Below are 15,750 nucleotides of genomic sequence, written 5' to 3'. Positions count from 1 at the left end.
CGTAAGTGGACGGGGGTAGGACCGTGGGGCCCTATGAGGGGCGAACCCAGTTGCCCGAAGTGTGGTGGCCGGGTCAGGGCTCCCGGACTCTTCGCCGATTCCTGGCAGTGCGACGTGCACGGGACGGTGCATCCGCTGCAGCCCGTGATCCCGCCCAGCGTCGAGGCACTCACCGTGGTCGTGCACCGCACGCAGGTGCCGGTGTGGATGCCCTGGCCGCTGCCCGTCGGCTGGCTGTTCACCGGGGTGGCCTCCGCGGGCGACGACCGCAGCGGGGGCCGCGCGACGGCCGTGGCCTGTTCGGGGCCGGGCCCGCTGGGCGGCATGGGTGAGCTGATCCTGGTCGCGGAGGAACTCGGCGTCGGCCTGGGCGCGCGGTACGCGGGGATCGACGGACTCGACCCCGGGTCGTGCATGAACGTCGAGAAACCGCCCCAGGCCAAGGTGCTCGCCGCCGGCCGTCCGACGCCGCTGTGGCACGTCTCCGACGCCCCCGACGACCGGGCGGTGTTCGCCGGCGAGGCGCTGGGGATGTGGCTGTGGGCGGTGGTGTGGCCCGAGCAGACCGGGCTGATCATGTACGACGAGCTGGTGCTCACGGACCTGCGGGACGCGGGTGCGGAACTGGACCTGGTGCCCTGCGGGGCGTTGTCGCCGCGCTTGCTCCAGCCGTAGCGCCCCGGGGGGCATGGTCCGGTGGTGACGCGGCCGCGGACCGGTGGGGGCCGGTCGCGCGGTTCCCCGTGCCCCTTCGGGGCGCTGCGTGCCGTTATTCTTAGGTGTCCTTTTCTGATCGTCGGTGTCTGGAGTCGTGTCGTGCGTATCGACCTGCACTGCCACTCCACCGCGTCCGACGGTACGGACACCCCCGCCGAGCTGGTGCGCAACGCCGCCGCGGCCGGGCTGGACGTCGTCGCGCTGACCGATCACGACACCTCCCGCGGTTACGCCGAGGCCGTCGCCGCGCTCCCCGAGGGGCTGACCCTGGTCACGGGCGCCGAACTGTCGTGCCGCGTCGACGGCGTCTCCATGCACCTGCTGGCCTACCTCTTCGACCCGGAGGAGCCCGCCCTGCTCGCCGAACGCGAGCTGGTCCGGGACGACCGGGTGCCCCGGGCCCGCGCCATGGTCGCCAAGCTGAACGAACTGGGTGTGCCGGTGACCTGGGAGCAGGTCGACCGCATCGCCGCCGGCGGCTCCGTCGGCCGCCCGCACGTCGCCTCCGCGCTCGTCGACCTCGGTGTCGTGCCGACCGTCGGCGACGCGTTCACACAGGAGTGGCTCGCCGACGGCGGACGCGCCTACGTCCCCAAGCACGAGACCGACCCCTTCGAGGCGATCCGCCTGGTCAAGGCGGCCGGCGGGGTCACCGTCTTCGCGCACCCGGCCGCCGCCAAGCGGGGCCGCACCGTACCGGAGTCCGCCATCGCCGAGATGGCCGCGGCCGGACTCGACGGCATCGAGGTCGACCACACCGACCATGACGCCGACGCCCGGACCCGGCTGCGCGGGCTCGCCGCCGAGCTGGGGCTGCTGGTCACGGGCTCCTCGGACTACCACGGCAGCCGCAAGACCGTGACGCTGGGCGCGTGCACGACCGACCCCGAGGTGTACGGGGAGATCACCCGGCGGGCCACCGGGGCGTTCCCGGTGCCGGGGGCCGGCGGGGCCTGACTCCCGCCCCCGCGCCCACCTCCACCTGCTCGTTCTTTCCGCAAGGCCCTTCAAGCATGTTCGACGTCGCCGTCTTCGGCTCCCTCTTCCTGACCCTTTTTGTCATCATGGATCCCCCCGGGATCACCCCGATCTTCCTCGCGCTGACCGCGGGACGCCCCGGCAAGGTGCAGCGGCGGATGGCGCTCCAGGCCGTCTGCGTGGCCGGTGGTGTGATCACCGTCTTCGGCCTGCTCGGCCATCAGATCCTGGGCTACCTGCACGTCTCGGTCCCCGCGCTGATGATCTCGGGCGGGCTGCTGCTCCTGCTGATCGCGCTCGACCTGCTCACCGGCAAGACCGACGAACCCAAGCAGACCAAGGACGTCAACGTCGCCCTCGTCCCGCTGGGCATGCCCCTGCTGGCCGGCCCGGGTGCCATCGTGTCGGTCATCCTGGCCGTGCAGAAGGCCCACGGCGTCGCCACCCAGGTGTCGGTCTGGGTGGCCATCCTCGCCATCCACGTCGTGCTGTGGCTGGTGATGCGCTACTCGCTGCTGATCATCCGGGTCATCAAGGACGGCGGTGTGGTCCTCGTGACCCGGCTCGCGGGCATGATGCTCTCCGCGATCGCCGTGCAGCAGATCATCAACGGGATCACCCAGGTGGTCGGGGGCGGCTGACACCGGGCACGCGAGGGCCCCGTACGCGCAGAGCCCCCGTACGGCCGGTGCCGTACGGGGGCTCTGAAGCCACTGCGGGTGTTCCGCGTCTGTCTCGTCAGTCGTCGTCAGTCATCAGTCACGTCGTCGTCCGTCGCCCCGGTCAGGAGGCGGTGTTCTCGGCCGGACGGATCCAGAGCCGCTGTCCTATGGCCGCGGCCTGCTGCACGATCTGGTTGACGGAGGCGGCGTCCACGACGGTACTGTCCACGGTCGTGCCGTCGACCTCGTCGAGTCGCATGATTTCGAAGCGCATGGCCTCTCCCTTCGTCGCGTTGTTCCGTTTCAGTCAACGGGCTGCGTGTTACAAACATTCCCTACGCTAAAGAAAATTTTCGAACGTCTAATTACCGACCGGTAAGTGGTCTTGAGGAGACTGACCGGGACCGGTTGTGTTCGCAGCGTGACCGCCGGGACAATGGCGGTGATGAACGAAGACCTCTCGGCCCTCCAGGCTCGTATCGACAACACGAACGAGCTGCTTCAGCGCATGCTCGCCGAAGTGGCGAAGACGCCCTCGACCCATGCGATCTTCGTCGACGCGGGTTATGTGTACGCGGCGGCGGGCCGACTGATCGCCGGGACGGAGGACAGGCGGGCCTTCGACCTTGACGCGGAGGGTCTGATCGAGGCGCTCATCGACCGGGCCCGCACGATCTTCGCGGACAGCAGGCTGCTCCGGGTGTACTGGTACGACGGCGCGAGACGCCGCATCCACACTGCCGAGCAGCAGTCCATCGCCGAACTCCCCGACGTCAAGGTGCGCCTCGGCAACCTCAACGCCAACAACCAGCAGAAGGGTGTCGACTCCCTCATCCGCACCGACCTGGAGTCACTGGCCCGCCACCGCGCCATCAGCGACGCGGCGCTCATCGGCGGCGACGAGGACCTGGTGTCGGCGGTGGAGGCGGCCCAGGGGTACGGAGCCCGGGTGCACCTCTGGGGCATCGAGGCACCCGAAGGGCGCAACCAGGCGGAACCGCTGCTCTGGGAGGTCGACAGCCAGCGCACCTTCGACCTCGACTTCTTCAAGCCGTACGTCTCCCGGCGGACCGCCCCCGCCTACGACGCCACGACCAGCAGACCCAGCCGCGAGGACGTTCGTTTCGTCGGCGCGCAGATCGCGGCGAAATGGCTGTCCTCGCGGGGTCGCGGAGCCCTGGTCGAGCTGCTGCCCGGCCACCCCTATCTCCCAGGCCCGGTCGACCAGGACCTCCTCGTCGAGGCCGAGGGACTGCTCCAGTACTCCCTGCGCGGGCAGGCGGACCTGCGCCGCGCGCTGCGGGACGGTTTCTGGGAGCACCTTCAGACGCAGTACTGAAGACGCGGTACCGACGATCAGCGCGCGGTGTCCTCGGAGCCCGCGGTGTCGTCCCAGAAGTCGGCCAGTGCGGTGGCCGTCGCGAGCGGCTGATCGGTGTTGGGCGAGTGCTGGGCGTCCTCCACGATCGTCCGACGCGCCCCGAGCCGTACGGCCATCTCGTCCAGCAGGCCCACCGGCCAGGTGTCGTCCATCGAGCCCGACAGCACGTGGAACGGCAGCGGCAGCGCGGCGAGTTCGGCGACACGGTCCGGTTCCGTGCACAACTGACGCCCGGTGGCGATGAGTTGGGCGGGCTTGTTGCCCAGCCAGCGACGCCGCAGATCCTCCCGGTCGTCCAGGCCGGCGTCGAGTTCCCCGGTCTCCGTCTCCTCCGGCGGCTCCATCGCCTGGATCGCGTCCCACACTTCGGCCATCGACATCACGGCGAGGGCGTCGCGCAGCAGCTTCACTCGCTGCTGCTGGGAGGCCGAGATCTGCGCCGGGCCCGAGGCCATCAGGGTCAGCGAGTGGACGGGGGTGCGGTCGAGGAGCACGGCCGCGCGGGAGACCTGGCCGCCGAGCGAGTGGCCCATCAGATGCACGGGGGTGCCGAGCGCCTCCACCTGGGCGAGCAGATCGCGCGCCAACTCCTGCTGCGCGTAGGCGGATTCGTCGTGCTCGGGGCCGTCCGACTCGAACTGTCCCCGCCCGTCCACGGCGACGGTCCGGTACCCGCGCCGTGCCAGCGGCAGGTGCAGCGGGTTGAAGTCCTCCTTGCTCCCGGTGAACCCGGGCACGAGCAGCGCGACGCCCCGCGGTTCGACTCCGTCGGCGACGGGGGCATCAACGACGGCGAACTCCCCGCGCGCGGTGCGCAACGCATAGGCACGAGCACCGACAGGCGGAACGAAGGAAGGCGGCCTACTCATGAGCAGAGGCTATCGGGAGCGGAGGGCGGTGAGGGAGACGGGCCGCGGCGGGGCGGGGACGACAGGGTGTCCTGGCGGGCGCTTCGGCGGGTGTACCGGTGGAGACGCCGATGACGCAGGTGTTGCGGGTGTGGCGGCGGCGTGGGCCTTGGCGGGTGGGCTGAGGGTGGTGGGGTGGGGTCGGAAACGCCGACGGCCCGGTCCCACGGTGAAGTGGGCCGGGCCGGGCGGGTGTTGCCGGTGGGGATCAGACCTCCGGGGCCTCCACGGCTGCCACGGCCTTGCGGGCGCGACGCGGCTCGGGCGTCGTCCCGGCGGCCTCGGTGACCTCGACGGAGGTGGTCGCCTTGCGCGTGGTGCGACGCTTCGGCTTGACCTCCGGCTCCTCGCTGGCCTGCGCCGGGATCTCGGCCGTTTCGGCGACGGCCTTCCGGGTGCGCCGGACCTTGGGGGCGGCGTCGTCGACGTCGGCGGTGGCCGCCGTCTTCCGGGTGCGCCGGGGCTTGGCCTCCACGGCGTCCACGGCTTCGGCGGTGTCCACCGCGGCCTCGGCGGCAGCGGCGGTCTTGCGCGTACGCCGCGGCTTGGCCGGCTCGACGCCCTCGGCGGTCTCCACCGCGGCGGTCGCCTTGCGGGTCCGGCGCGGCTTGGCCTCCACGACGGCCTCGGCGGTGTCCACGACGTTAGCGGGCTCCACGGCGGCCACGGCCGCCTTGCGGGTGCGCTTCGGCTTGGTCACCGTCTCCGCGGTCTCCGCCACCTCCGTGGTCTCGACGGCGGCGGCGGTCTTGCGCGTACGGCGCGGCTTGGCCTCGACGGCCTCGGCGGCTTCGGCGGTGTCCACCGCGGCCTCGGCCGCGGCGGCGGCCTTGCGGGTGCGCCGGACCTTGGGGGCGGCGTCGTCGACGTCGGCGGTGGCCGCCGTCTTCCGGGTGCGCCGCGGCTTGGCCTCCACGGCCTCGGCCGTGTCGACCGCGCTCTCCGCGGCGGCGGCAGCCTTACGTGTACGGCGGCGCGGCGCGGCGACCGGGGCCTCCGCGACCACCGCCTCCTCCACCGCGGTCACCGCGGTCTCGGTCGCGACCGGGGCGACCGCCTCCTCCACCGGACGGCGGGTGCGGCGACGCGGCGCGGCAACCGGCGTCTCCGCCGGCTCCGTGATCTCCACGGCCGTGGCCTCGGCCTCGACCGGAGTGACCGGCTGCTCCGCCGAACGCCGGGTGCGGCGGCGGGTCCTGGCCGCCGGAGCAGCCGTCGCCTCCGCGCTTTCGAGGATCTCCGGCGTCGCGGCGGGCTCCACCGGCGTCACCGTGGCCTCGACGGGCGTGACCGGCTGCGCGGTCTCGACCGCGGTCACCGGCTGCTCCACCGCGCGGCGCGTCCGGCGGCGGCGGGAGCCCTCGGGGGCGTCCGGCGTGGCCACCGTCGCCTCCGTGGGCTCCACCGTCGTTCCGGTCGCCGTCGGCAGTGCCTCGGCCGACGCTCCGCCGCGGGTGCGACGGCGACGACGCGGAGTACGGGTCGCCGGGGTCTCCTCGGTCACCGGCTCCGCGGCGGGCGCCCCCGTCGCGGCCGGCTCGGAGCCCAGCGGTGTCCCGCCGCGCGTACGGCGACGACGCCTCGGCGTACGCTCCGCCCGCGCGCTCTCGCGCTCACGCTCGGCGGGCCGTGCCTCGCCGCCGCGACCGCCCCGGCCACCACGACCGCGGGCCCCGCGGCCACCGGTCTCGCCCAGGTCCTCCAGCACCTCCGCGTCCAGCCCGGCGCGCGTGCGCTCCGAGCGCGGCAGGACGCCCTTGGTGCCCGCGGGGATGCCGAGGTCCGAGAACAGGTGCGGGGAGGTGGAGTACGTCTCCACCGGGTCGTTGAAGTCCAGCTCCAGCGCCTTGTTGATCAGCTGCCAGCGCGGGATGTCGTCCCAGTCGACGAACGTGATCGCCGTACCCGACGCGCCCGCGCGGCCCGTACGGCCGATGCGGTGCAGATACGTCTTCTCGTCCTCGGGGGACTGGTAGTTGATGACGTGGGTCACGCCCTCGACGTCGATGCCGCGCGCGGCGACGTCGGTGCACACCAGCACGTCCACCTTGCCGTTGCGGAACGCGCGCAGCGCCTGCTCGCGCGCGCCCTGGCCGAGGTCGCCGTGGACCGCGCCGGAGGCGAACCCGCGGCGCTCCAGCTGCTCCGCGATGTCCGCGGCCGTGCGCTTGGTCCGGCAGAAGATCATCGCGAGCGCGCGGCCGTCGGCCTGGAGGATGCGCGCGATCATCTCCGGCTTGTCCATGGAGTGCCCGCGGTACACGAACTGCTTGATGTTCGCGACCGTCGCGCCCTCGTCGTCCGGCGCCGTGGCACGGATGTGCGTGGGCCGGGACATGTAGCGGCGGGCGAGGCCGATGACCGCGCCCGGCATCGTGGCCGAGAACAGCATCGTCTGGCGCTTGGCCGGGAGCATGTTGATGATCTTCTCGACGTCGGGCAGGAAGCCCAGGTCGAGCATCTCGTCGGCCTCGTCGAGCACCAGGCACTTCACGTACCGCAGGTCGAGCTTCTTCTGGCCGGCGAGGTCGAGCAGCCGGCCCGGGGTGCCGACGACCACGTCGACGCCCTTCCTCAGGGCCTCGACCTGGGGCTCGTAGGCCCGGCCGCCGTAGATCGCGGTGACGCGCACGTTGCGCACCTTGCCCGCGGTCTGGAGGTCGTTGGTGACCTGGGTGCACAGCTCGCGCGTGGGGACGACGACAAGCGCCTGCGGCGCGTCGGTCAGTGCCTCGGGAACCGCGCGCCCGGCCTCGACGTCGGCGGGGACGGTGACGCGCTCCAGGAGCGGGAGGCCGAAGCCGAGCGTCTTGCCGGTGCCGGTCTTGGCCTGGCCGATGACGTCCGTGCCGGAGAGGGCGACGGGGAGGGTCATCTCCTGGATGGGGAAGGGATTGACGATGCCGACGGCCTCCAGGGCCTCGGCGGTCTCGGGAAGGATTCCGAGTTCTCGAAACGTCGTAGTCAGGGTGCTGCCTCTTCTGTGTACGCGGTGCGAGGCGAGCGCGGGGGTCGTGTCGAACCGTGCCGGGGACGTCGGCGGCCCTACGGGCGAGCCGTAAGACACGGGACCACTGCCGACGCTCTAGCGCTCGAACCGCTGAGGGTCCCCCCGGTTGTCGTACGCGAGTGCCGTACGGCCGTGAGGGCTGTCGGGTCGGAGCCGATCGGGCCACCGACCGGGCATCCTCATACGTGCGGCCTGTCGAGACACGTCTACGTACTCAGCAGGCTCATTACCACCATACCCCGGATTCGCGCACACGCGATGGCCGATTTGGTCACGTAGTCGTCGTCACAGTGGTTGACCAGGGGCTTCAGAGGGGCTAAGAGCCGACTATTGTGCGCTCCATGACGAGCTCTGACAAGCCTGACCAAGCCTCCGCCGACTCCCCCCGGCGTACCGGGGTCGCCGCCCGGGACTGGGCCACGGCCGCGGCCGACCCGCAGTACCGCGCCGCGGTGGTCGACCTGCTCGGCGCGCTCGCGTACGGCGAACTGGCGGCGTTCGAGCGGCTCGCGGAGGACGCCAAGCTGGCGCCCACGCTGGCCGACAAGGCGGAGCTGGCCAAGATGGCCTCGGCCGAGTTCCACCACTTCGAACGGCTGCGCGACCGTCTCACCGAGATCGGTGAGGAGCCGACCCTGGCGATGGAGCCGTTCGTCGCGGCCCTGGACGGCTTCCACAAGCAGACGGCGCCGTCGGACTGGCTGGAGGGCCTGGTCAAGGCGTACGTGGGCGACTCGATCGCCAGCGACTTCTACCGGGAGGTCGCCGCCCACCTCGACTCCGACACGCGCGAGCTGGTGCTGGCCGTGCTCGACGACACCGGCCACGCGGGCTTCGCCGTCGAGAAGGTGCGCGCGGCGATCGACGCCGAGCCGCGGGTGGGTGGCCGGCTCGCCCTGTGGGCGCGGCGTCTGATGGGCGAGGCCCTGTCGCAGTCCCAGCGGGTCGTCGCCGACCGGGACGCGCTGTCCACGATGCTCGTCGGCGGGGTCGCGGACGGCTTCGACCTCGCCGAGGTCGGCCGCATGTTCTCCCGCATCACCGAGGCCCACACGAAGCGGATGGCGGCCCTGGGCCTCGCGGCCTGACCTCTCACCTCTCTGCCCTCTACGGGGCCCACGGGGCCTGCGGGGCGTCCCGTCGGGCCCCCGTCGCCCCCGGGACCCGAGGTGCGGTGACCCTTGCGGGACGCGGTGGGCGCGTGTCAGGCCGTGGCTGATCGGCGCAGGCGGCCCGTCGGGCGGAGCAGCAGGGACAGGGAGGCGGCGGAGACGACCGCCGCGCCCAGGAGGTTGATCGCGGCCGAGCCGGGGCCCAGCGCGCTGCGGGTGACGAAGTCCCCGAAGAGGGCTCCGGCCACGCCCGTGCCGAACACCAGGACACGGGTGGGCAGCCGGTGCGCCAGCCGGTGCACCGCCGCCCAGGCCAGCAGCAGACCGACCAGCGCGGAGCCGAGAGCTTCGAGGATCATGACGGGGTCCCTCCCACACGGCCGGGCTGCGCTTCGCGGTCGTAGCGCGTCTTACCCGTGACCTGCGGAATCCAATCCTCCCCTGTGGACGACTTATGTCCCTGTTGTGAACCGCCCGAACACGCGGAAGGGCCCCGTGGCTCACGGCCTCGGGGCCCTTCCGGTGTGCGCGTCGGGCGCGTACGACATCCGCCGTACGGACTAGAGCGCGCTGAAGCCCACCTTGCGGACGGTCGGCTCGCCGAGCTCCACGTACGCCAGCCGGTCCGCGGGGACCAGGATCTTGCGGCCGCGCTCGTCCTCAAGGCTCAGCAGCTGCGTCTTACCGGCGAGCGCCTCGGCCACCACGCGCTCGACGTCCTCCGCGCTCTGACCGCTCTCCAGAACGATCTCGCGGGGCGCGTGCTGCACGCCGATCTTGACCTCCACGGCTATGTCCCTCCGACGGTCAGTGAAGTGCGCGACCTTCCGCGCCGTACCCAGCACACATTAGCCCGGTGAGGGGACGAACACGCTCCGGCCGAGAACGCCAGGAGCGAACAGCGGAGGGGAACAATCCCGGAGGGCGCCGTCTCAGTGCGCCTGTTCGATGCCCAGCATCGGGAATCCGGCGATGCCCCGCCACGCCAGCGACGCCAGCAACTGCACCGCCTGGTCGCGCGGCACGCTGCGGTCACTGTGCAGCCAGGAGCGCGCGACGACCTGGGCGAGCCCGCCGAGACCGGACGCGAGCAGCATCGACTCGGCGCGGGACAGGCCCGTGTCCTCGGCGATGACGTCGCAGATGGCCTCCGCGCACTCGGTGGTGACCTTGTCGACGCGCTCGCGCACCGCCGGCTCGTTGGTCAGGTCCGATTCGAAGACCAGGCGGAAGGCGCCGCCGTCGTCCTCGACGTACGCGAAGTAGGCGTCCATGGTGGCCCGGACGCGCTGCTTGTTGTCCGTCGTCGACTCCAGCGCGCTGCGGACCGCCCCGATCAGCGACTCGCAGTGCTGGTCCAGCAGCGCGAGGTAGAGGTCGAGCTTACCCGGGAAGTGCTGGTAGAGCACGGGCTTGCTGACGCCCGCGCGCTCGGCGATGTCGTCCATCGCCGCCGCGTGGTAGCCCTGCGCCACGAAGACCTCCTGGGCGGCGCCCAGCAGCTGGTTCCGTCGGGCTCGGCGCGGCAGGCGCGTGCCCCGCGGGCGTGCCGCCTCTGTCTGCTCGATGGCTGTCACGCCGCCTCCCAAAATCGTCCACGTGCGGTGTGCGCCGCGCGGCCATCGTACTTTTCGGTAACCGTGGTGTGCGCGGTGCGAGCGCAGAATTTCACGTGGCGGACGGTGGCGAAAGCCGCACAGAACTTCCGGAACGGGGCAGCTCACCCCCGTCCCGCGCGCGGAGTTCAGCGGTAGTCGTCCTCGTCGAGGGAGACGACACGGGCCTGTTCGAGGAGGTCGGCCTCGTTCGCGCGGTCCGGATCGACGCCGGTCAGCGGGTCGTCGCGGTCCTGCGAGAGGTCCGCCAACTGCTCGGCGGTGTCGCCCTCGGGCGCTTCCACGCCGATTTCCGCGGCGTCCTGCGCCCCGGGCTCCTGGAAGGTGTCGGGATCGGTGGGGTCGTAGGCCATGGCGGGCTCCCTTCCTGCGGACGTCCCCGGAAGAAGCAGGGGCCAATACGGGTGCCCTCTGTACGAGCGTAGGAGACACCCGAACCGGACGCTATGACATCGGGCCGCCTTCTCCTCGCGGCTCGCCCGGACCGGGGACGGCAATCTGTGACGGCGAACACAAGGAGCGGGGCGTGATCGTCTCGTAACATTGCCGCATGTCTTCGACCGAGTTGCCGTTCGTGTCGGCCGTCAGTGTTCTGCCGAGGGTGGCGCCCGTCAGGGTCGCGGAGGGCGAGCGGTTGCGGTCGGTGGGGCTGCCCGGGGTCACGCTGTCGATCCGCTCGCGCCCACCCGCGCGCGAGGGACTGCCGCCCGCGCTGTACGTGCACGGGCTCGGCGGCTCCTCACAGAACTGGTCGACACTGATGCGGGAGCTGGAGGGCGACGTCGACGGCGAGGCGGTCGACCTGCCGGGCTTCGGCGACTCCCCGCCCCCGGACGACGGCGACTACTCCCTCACCGGGCACGCGCGCGCGGTGATCCGCCATCTGGACGCGGCCGGGCGCGGCCCCGTCCACCTCTTCGGGAACTCGCTGGGCGGCGCGGTCGCCACGCGGGTGTCCGCCGTCAGGCCCGACCTCGTGCGCACGCTCACGCTCATTTCGCCCGCCCTGCCGGAGCTGCGCGTGCAACGCACCGCCCTGCCCACGGCGCTGCTGGGGGTGCCGGGGGTGGTCTCGCTGTTCACCCGCTTCAGCCGGGACTGGACGGCCGAGCAGCGGGTCCGCGGGGTGATGGCGCTGTGCTACGGCGATCCGGGACGGGTCACGCCCGAGGCGTTCGGGCACGCGGTGGAGGAGCTGGAACGGCGTCTGCGCCTGCCGTACTTCTGGGACGCGATGGCGCGTTCCGCGCGCGGACTGGTGAACGCGTACACGCTGGGCGGGCAGCACGGGCTGTGGCGGCAGGCCGAGCGGGTGCTCGCCCCGACGCTGCTGATCTACGGCGGCCGGGACCAGCTCGTCGGCTACCGCATGGCCGGCAGGGCCGCGCGGTCCTTCCGTGACTCCCGGCTGCTGTCCCTGCCGAACGCCGGGCACGTCGCGATGATGGAGTACCCGGGGACGGTCGCCGACGCCTTCCGGGAACTCCTCGCGGACACCGGGGAGTTGGAGTATTCGCGGGATACGGGGGATGCTGGTGCGAGCGGTGGCGGTGCCGTGACCCGAGAGGGGTCGGCCGCCTCCGGAGGCACGAGTGCGGATGCGGATACGGCCGCAGGGAGCTGAGGGGCGACGTGGGACGCCACAGCCGCCGCGGCCCCGCCCCCAAGGGCGAGGCCGCGGGCATAACGTCGGGACGGGACGCGGGGACGGACGCCCCCGGCGGCGCCACGCGCGGGCGCGGCGCCCTCCCACGCCGTGAACCCCTGCCGCGCGAGGGCCTGAGCGGTGACACGACGGGCCCCGCCCCCGGCCGTTCCCCCTTCCTCCCGGGCCAACGCACCCCCCTCCCCGACGGCACGCCCGCGCACGGCGTGCCGAGGGTCGAGGGCGGGACACCGGGGCGGGGCGGGTTCGGGTTCCCCGACGGGACCCCCGCGCGGGGAGTGCCCCGGACGCCGGACGACACGCCCGGCCGCGGGATACCGCGATCGGCCGACGCCACGCCGCCCGCGGGGGCCCGCCGCTTCCCCGACGGCACGCCCGCGCGTGGTGTCCCGACGCTCGGGGGCGGAGCGGCGCCGGGTGGGGGCGCTCGTTTCTCCGACGGCACGCCCGCGCGTGGGGTGCCTCTGTTCGGTACGCCCCCTCATGGCATCCCCCGCACGGGAATCGGGGACCGAGCGCGCGGGGCGCATCCCGAGCAGCGGGAAGCCGGGGGCGGCTGGGGGGAGTGGGGCGGTGCCGGCGGGAGCTCCCGCGCGGACGCGCCCCGGTCGCGGCACGGGGTCGCCCCGACGCCCCGGCAGGAGTACCTCGACGCCTTCGACGAGACCGCACGCGATCTCGACGTCCTCGCCCCCCGGCCGGGAATCGGCAGACAGCGTGTCGAGTCGTACAGCCCCATGCCCGGCGCCGGTGCCGGCACCGTGCACGTCGGTGTCGGCGACGACGCGCCGCCCACCGACCCGCCCGCCGAGGCCAAGGGCAAGAGCCGTGCCTTCACCGGGATCGCGGCCGCCGCCGTCACCACCGTGCTCGCGGTGATCGTCGCCGGACAGGTCGCCCGCGACCACGACGACTCCGACACGCAGGCGCGGTCCACCGCGGCCGACCAGGCCCGTGACACCCACGGCTACGCCTCCCGCGGCGACGGCCGCACGCCCCCCTCGGCGCCCGCCGCGGTCCCGCTGACCTACGAGCAGAAGATGGACCGCAAGTACCCCCTGGCCGCCGACCTCAAGGGCTCGGGCAGGTTCGACGCGGTCCCCGGTTTCGACAAGGCGCCCGGCAAGGGGCGCAAGTACACCTACCGCGTGGACGTCGAGCGTGGGCTCGGCCTCGACGGCGAACTCTTCGCCCAGACCGTGCAGAAGACGCTGAACGACCCCCGCAGCTGGGCCCACGGCGGCGCCCTCACCTTCGAGCGCGTCTCGTCCGGTGAGCCCGACTTCGTCATCACGCTGGCCAGCCCCGGCACCACCGCCGACTGGTGCGCCAAGTCCGGCCTCGACACCACCGAGGACAACGTCTCCTGCGATTCGGCCTCCACCGAGCGCGTGATGATCAACGCCTACCGATGGGCGCAGGGGTCCACGACCTATGGTGACGAGATTCACTCCTACCGACAGATGCTGATCAACCACGAGGTCGGACACCGCCTCGGGCACAACCACGTCACCTGTGACAAGGACGGAGCCCTGGCCCCGGTCATGCAGCAGCAGACCAAGTTCCTCGACCACGACGGAATCCACTGCCTGCCCAACCCCTGGCCCTATCCGAAGAGTTGACAACCGGGCCCGGGGCGCTTTGACATCAGGCGGAATGTGCGTTCATATTTCTTTCCATGTGGTCCAGTCCTTCCGTCACGCACAGCGCCGCCATCGAGCTGGCGCTCATCGGCGTGACCGCGCTCTGCGTGGCTGACATCCACTGTCGCTGACGCCCGCCTCCGGCGTGCGCGTCGCACCCTTCCTTCCCCACCTCCGCCGTGGCTCCGCCACGGCTTTCCGGGTGACCCACCGCCGAGGCAGACGTCTGTTCATATTCGTCTCACTCCTCGTCCCTCCGTCTCGCCATGCGAGAAGCCTGCGAGACGCCGGATCCGAGAGCAACCTCGAGAGGTCGTTCAACCCATGCGTCAATCGTCCGTCATAGCGCGCCGTGTGGCAGCGGCATCCGTGGGCCTGTTCGTGGCAGCGGGCGCCGCCGCCTGCGGCCCGAAGGACAACGATGCCAAGGGCTCCACCGGCGACTCCGCACCCCACAAGGGCGGCACCCTCACGGTCCTGAACTCCCAGCCCCAGACGGACTTCGACCCCGCCCGTCTCTACACCTCCGGCGGCGGCAACGTCCCCTCCCTCGTCTTCCGCACGCTCACCACGCGCAACCGCGAGAACGGCGCGGAGGGCTCCAAGGTCGTCCCCGACCTGGCCACCGACACCGGGCGCCCCAACAAGGACGCGACCGTCTGGACGTACACCCTGAAGCAGGGCCTCAAGTACGAGGACGGCACGCCGATCACCTCGGCCGACATCAAGTACGGCATCGAGCGCTCCTTCGCCCCCGAGCTCTCCGGCGGCGCCCCCTACCTGCGGGACTGGCTGGCCGGCGCGGCCGACTACCAGGGGCCGTACAAGGACAAGAAGGGCCTCGCGGCGATCGAGACGCCGGACGAGCGCACCATCGTCTTCCACCTGAACAAGCCCGAGGGCGAGTTCCCCTTCCTCGCCACGCAGACCCAGTTCACGCCCGTCCCGAAGGCCAAGGACACGGGCACCGAGTACGAGGAGCACCCGGTCTCGTCCGGCCCGTACAAGGTCGTCAACAACGAGAACGACGGCGAGCACCTCGTCCTGGAGCGCAACCCCAACTGGTCCGCGGCGACGGACGACGAGCGCAAGGCGTACCCGGACACCGTCGACGTACGCTCCGGCCTCGACTCCTCCGTGATCAACCAGCGGCTCTCCGCCTCCCAGGGCGCGGACGCCGCCGCGGTCACCACCGACACCAACCTCGGCCCGGCCGAACTCGCCAAGGTGACCGGCGACAAGGCGCTGGCCGCGCGCGTGGGCACCGGCCACTTCGGCTACACGAACTACATCTCCTTCAACCCGAAGGTGAAGCCGTTCGACAACCCCAAGGTGCGGCAGGCGATCTCGTACGCCGTCGACCGCTCGTCCGTCGTCAACGCGGCCGGCGGCTCCGCCCTCGCCGAGCCCGCCACCACCTTCCTGCCGAACCAGAAGTCCTTCGGCTACACGCCGTACGACCTCTTCCCGGCGGGCGCGTCCGGCAACGCCGCCAAGGCCAAGGAACTGCTGGCCGAGGCCGGGTACAAGAACGGCCTGACCGTGACGCTGACCCACTCCAACGCCAAGGACTTCGCGACCAGCCCGGAGATCGCGACCGCCATCCAGGACGCGCTCAAGAAGGCCGGCATCACGGTCAAGCTCCAGGGCCTGGAGAACAACGACTACCGGGACAAGATCCACGACGTGAAGGCCGAGCCCGGCTTCTTCCTCTCCGGCTGGGGCGCCGACTGGCCCTCCGGCGGCCCGTTCCTCGCCCCGATCTTCGACGGCCGCCAGATCGTCAAGGACGGGTCCAACTTCAACAACGGCCAGCTGAACGACGCGTCCGTCAACAACGAGATCGACGCGATCAACAAGCTGACCGACCTCGACGCCGCCGCCGCGCGCTGGGGCGCCCTGGACAAGAAGATCGGCGAGCAGGCCCTGACCGTGCCGCTGTTCCACCCCGTCTACAAGCGCCTGTACGGCAAGGACGTCAAGAACATCGTGATCAGCGACTGGACCGGTGTGCTCGACATCTCGCAGGTCGCGGTCAAGTAGCCGTGACGATCCCC

Annotated in this window: 16 protein-coding genes; 9 read left to right on the top strand and 7 right to left on the bottom strand. The window is 71.9% G+C overall.

Annotated features, from left to right (window positions below):
• The first annotated feature begins 33 nt into the window (after positions 1 to 33).
• From AB0F77_RS00425 to AB0F77_RS00415, 3 genes are all read left to right on the top strand, one after another.
• Entirely contained in the window at positions 34 to 675 is a 642-nt protein-coding gene (locus AB0F77_RS00425) for a DUF6758 family protein (RefSeq protein ID WP_361938920.1), read from the top strand.
• 141 nt (positions 676 to 816) lie between these two features.
• Positions 817 to 1,674, top strand: coding sequence for a PHP domain-containing protein (locus AB0F77_RS00420; protein WP_361938917.1), 858 nt, complete (start codon positions 817 to 819; stop codon positions 1,672 to 1,674).
• Between the two features lie 56 nt (positions 1,675 to 1,730).
• Positions 1,731 to 2,336 (top strand): MarC family protein, encoded by a 606-nt coding sequence (locus AB0F77_RS00415; protein ID WP_361938914.1) that lies wholly within the window; start codon positions 1,731 to 1,733, stop codon positions 2,334 to 2,336.
• A 142-nt stretch (positions 2,337 to 2,478) separates the two neighbouring features.
• Here AB0F77_RS00415 and AB0F77_RS00410 read toward each other — a convergent pair whose 3' ends face one another.
• Positions 2,479 to 2,631 carry a hypothetical protein gene (locus AB0F77_RS00410; protein ID WP_361938911.1) on the bottom strand — a complete coding sequence of 51 codons (153 nt, stop codon included), beginning with the start codon at positions 2,629 to 2,631 and terminating at the stop codon, positions 2,479 to 2,481.
• Between the two features lie 171 nt (positions 2,632 to 2,802).
• On the opposite strand from AB0F77_RS00410, the gene AB0F77_RS00405 reads away from it, so the two are divergent.
• Positions 2,803 to 3,696, top strand: coding sequence for an NYN domain-containing protein (locus tag AB0F77_RS00405; RefSeq protein WP_361938908.1), 894 nt, complete (start codon positions 2,803 to 2,805; stop codon positions 3,694 to 3,696).
• Between the two features lie 17 nt (positions 3,697 to 3,713).
• Here AB0F77_RS00405 and AB0F77_RS00400 read toward each other — a convergent pair whose 3' ends face one another.
• Both AB0F77_RS00400 and AB0F77_RS00395 read right to left on the bottom strand, forming a co-directional pair.
• The gene (locus tag AB0F77_RS00400) at positions 3,714 to 4,607 is read right to left on the bottom strand and encodes an alpha/beta hydrolase (protein ID WP_361938905.1); all 894 of its coding nucleotides are present in this window, start codon (positions 4,605 to 4,607) and stop codon (positions 3,714 to 3,716) included.
• 247 nt (positions 4,608 to 4,854) lie between these two features.
• Positions 4,855 to 7,521: a DEAD/DEAH box helicase gene (locus tag AB0F77_RS00395; RefSeq protein WP_361939637.1), complete on the bottom strand. Its 2,667-nt coding sequence runs from the start codon at positions 7,519 to 7,521 to the stop codon at positions 4,855 to 4,857.
• Positions 7,522 to 7,988: 467 nt separating this feature from the next.
• On the opposite strand from AB0F77_RS00395, the gene AB0F77_RS00390 reads away from it, so the two are divergent.
• The gene (locus tag AB0F77_RS00390) at positions 7,989 to 8,744 is read left to right on the top strand and encodes a ferritin-like fold-containing protein (RefSeq protein ID WP_361938902.1); all 756 of its coding nucleotides are present in this window, start codon (positions 7,989 to 7,991) and stop codon (positions 8,742 to 8,744) included.
• 116 nt (positions 8,745 to 8,860) lie between these two features.
• Here AB0F77_RS00390 and AB0F77_RS00385 read toward each other — a convergent pair whose 3' ends face one another.
• The 4 genes from AB0F77_RS00385 to AB0F77_RS00370 form a co-directional block, all read right to left on the bottom strand.
• Positions 8,861 to 9,127: a hypothetical protein gene (locus AB0F77_RS00385; RefSeq protein WP_361938899.1), complete on the bottom strand. Its 267-nt coding sequence runs from the start codon at positions 9,125 to 9,127 to the stop codon at positions 8,861 to 8,863.
• 201 nt (positions 9,128 to 9,328) lie between these two features.
• Positions 9,329 to 9,556 carry a DUF3107 domain-containing protein gene (locus tag AB0F77_RS00380; protein WP_361938896.1) on the bottom strand — a complete coding sequence of 76 codons (228 nt, stop codon included), beginning with the start codon at positions 9,554 to 9,556 and terminating at the stop codon, positions 9,329 to 9,331.
• Positions 9,557 to 9,700: 144 nt separating this feature from the next.
• Complete coding sequence (locus AB0F77_RS00375; RefSeq protein ID WP_361938893.1) at positions 9,701 to 10,345, bottom strand: TetR/AcrR family transcriptional regulator; 645 nt, start codon at positions 10,343 to 10,345, stop codon at positions 9,701 to 9,703.
• Between the two features lie 167 nt (positions 10,346 to 10,512).
• Entirely contained in the window at positions 10,513 to 10,737 is a 225-nt protein-coding gene (locus tag AB0F77_RS00370) for a hypothetical protein (RefSeq protein WP_361938890.1), read from the bottom strand.
• Between the two features lie 197 nt (positions 10,738 to 10,934).
• Between AB0F77_RS00370 and AB0F77_RS00365 the strand changes: the two genes are divergently transcribed.
• From AB0F77_RS00365 to AB0F77_RS00350, 4 genes are all read left to right on the top strand, one after another.
• Positions 10,935 to 12,008, top strand: coding sequence for an alpha/beta hydrolase (locus tag AB0F77_RS00365; protein WP_361938887.1), 1,074 nt, complete (start codon positions 10,935 to 10,937; stop codon positions 12,006 to 12,008).
• Positions 12,009 to 12,016: 8 nt separating this feature from the next.
• Positions 12,017 to 13,672, top strand: coding sequence for a DUF3152 domain-containing protein (locus AB0F77_RS00360; RefSeq protein ID WP_361938883.1), 1,656 nt, complete (start codon positions 12,017 to 12,019; stop codon positions 13,670 to 13,672).
• Positions 13,673 to 13,728: 56 nt separating this feature from the next.
• On the top strand, positions 13,729 to 13,824 hold the full coding sequence (locus AB0F77_RS00355; protein WP_361938880.1) for an Ms4533A family Cys-rich leader peptide: 96 nt from the start codon (positions 13,729 to 13,731) through the stop codon (positions 13,822 to 13,824).
• A 193-nt stretch (positions 13,825 to 14,017) separates the two neighbouring features.
• The gene (locus AB0F77_RS00350) at positions 14,018 to 15,736 is read left to right on the top strand and encodes an ABC transporter substrate-binding protein (protein ID WP_361938877.1); all 1,719 of its coding nucleotides are present in this window, start codon (positions 14,018 to 14,020) and stop codon (positions 15,734 to 15,736) included.
• The last annotated feature ends 14 nt before the right edge of the window (positions 15,737 to 15,750 follow it).

This window comes from Streptomyces sp. NPDC026672 (assembly GCF_040638185.1).
Taxonomy (GTDB): domain Bacteria; phylum Actinomycetota; class Actinomycetes; order Streptomycetales; family Streptomycetaceae; genus Streptomyces.
The sequence above is the reverse complement of the archived record's forward strand: the minus strand, read 5'-3'. Positions and strand labels throughout refer to the sequence as shown.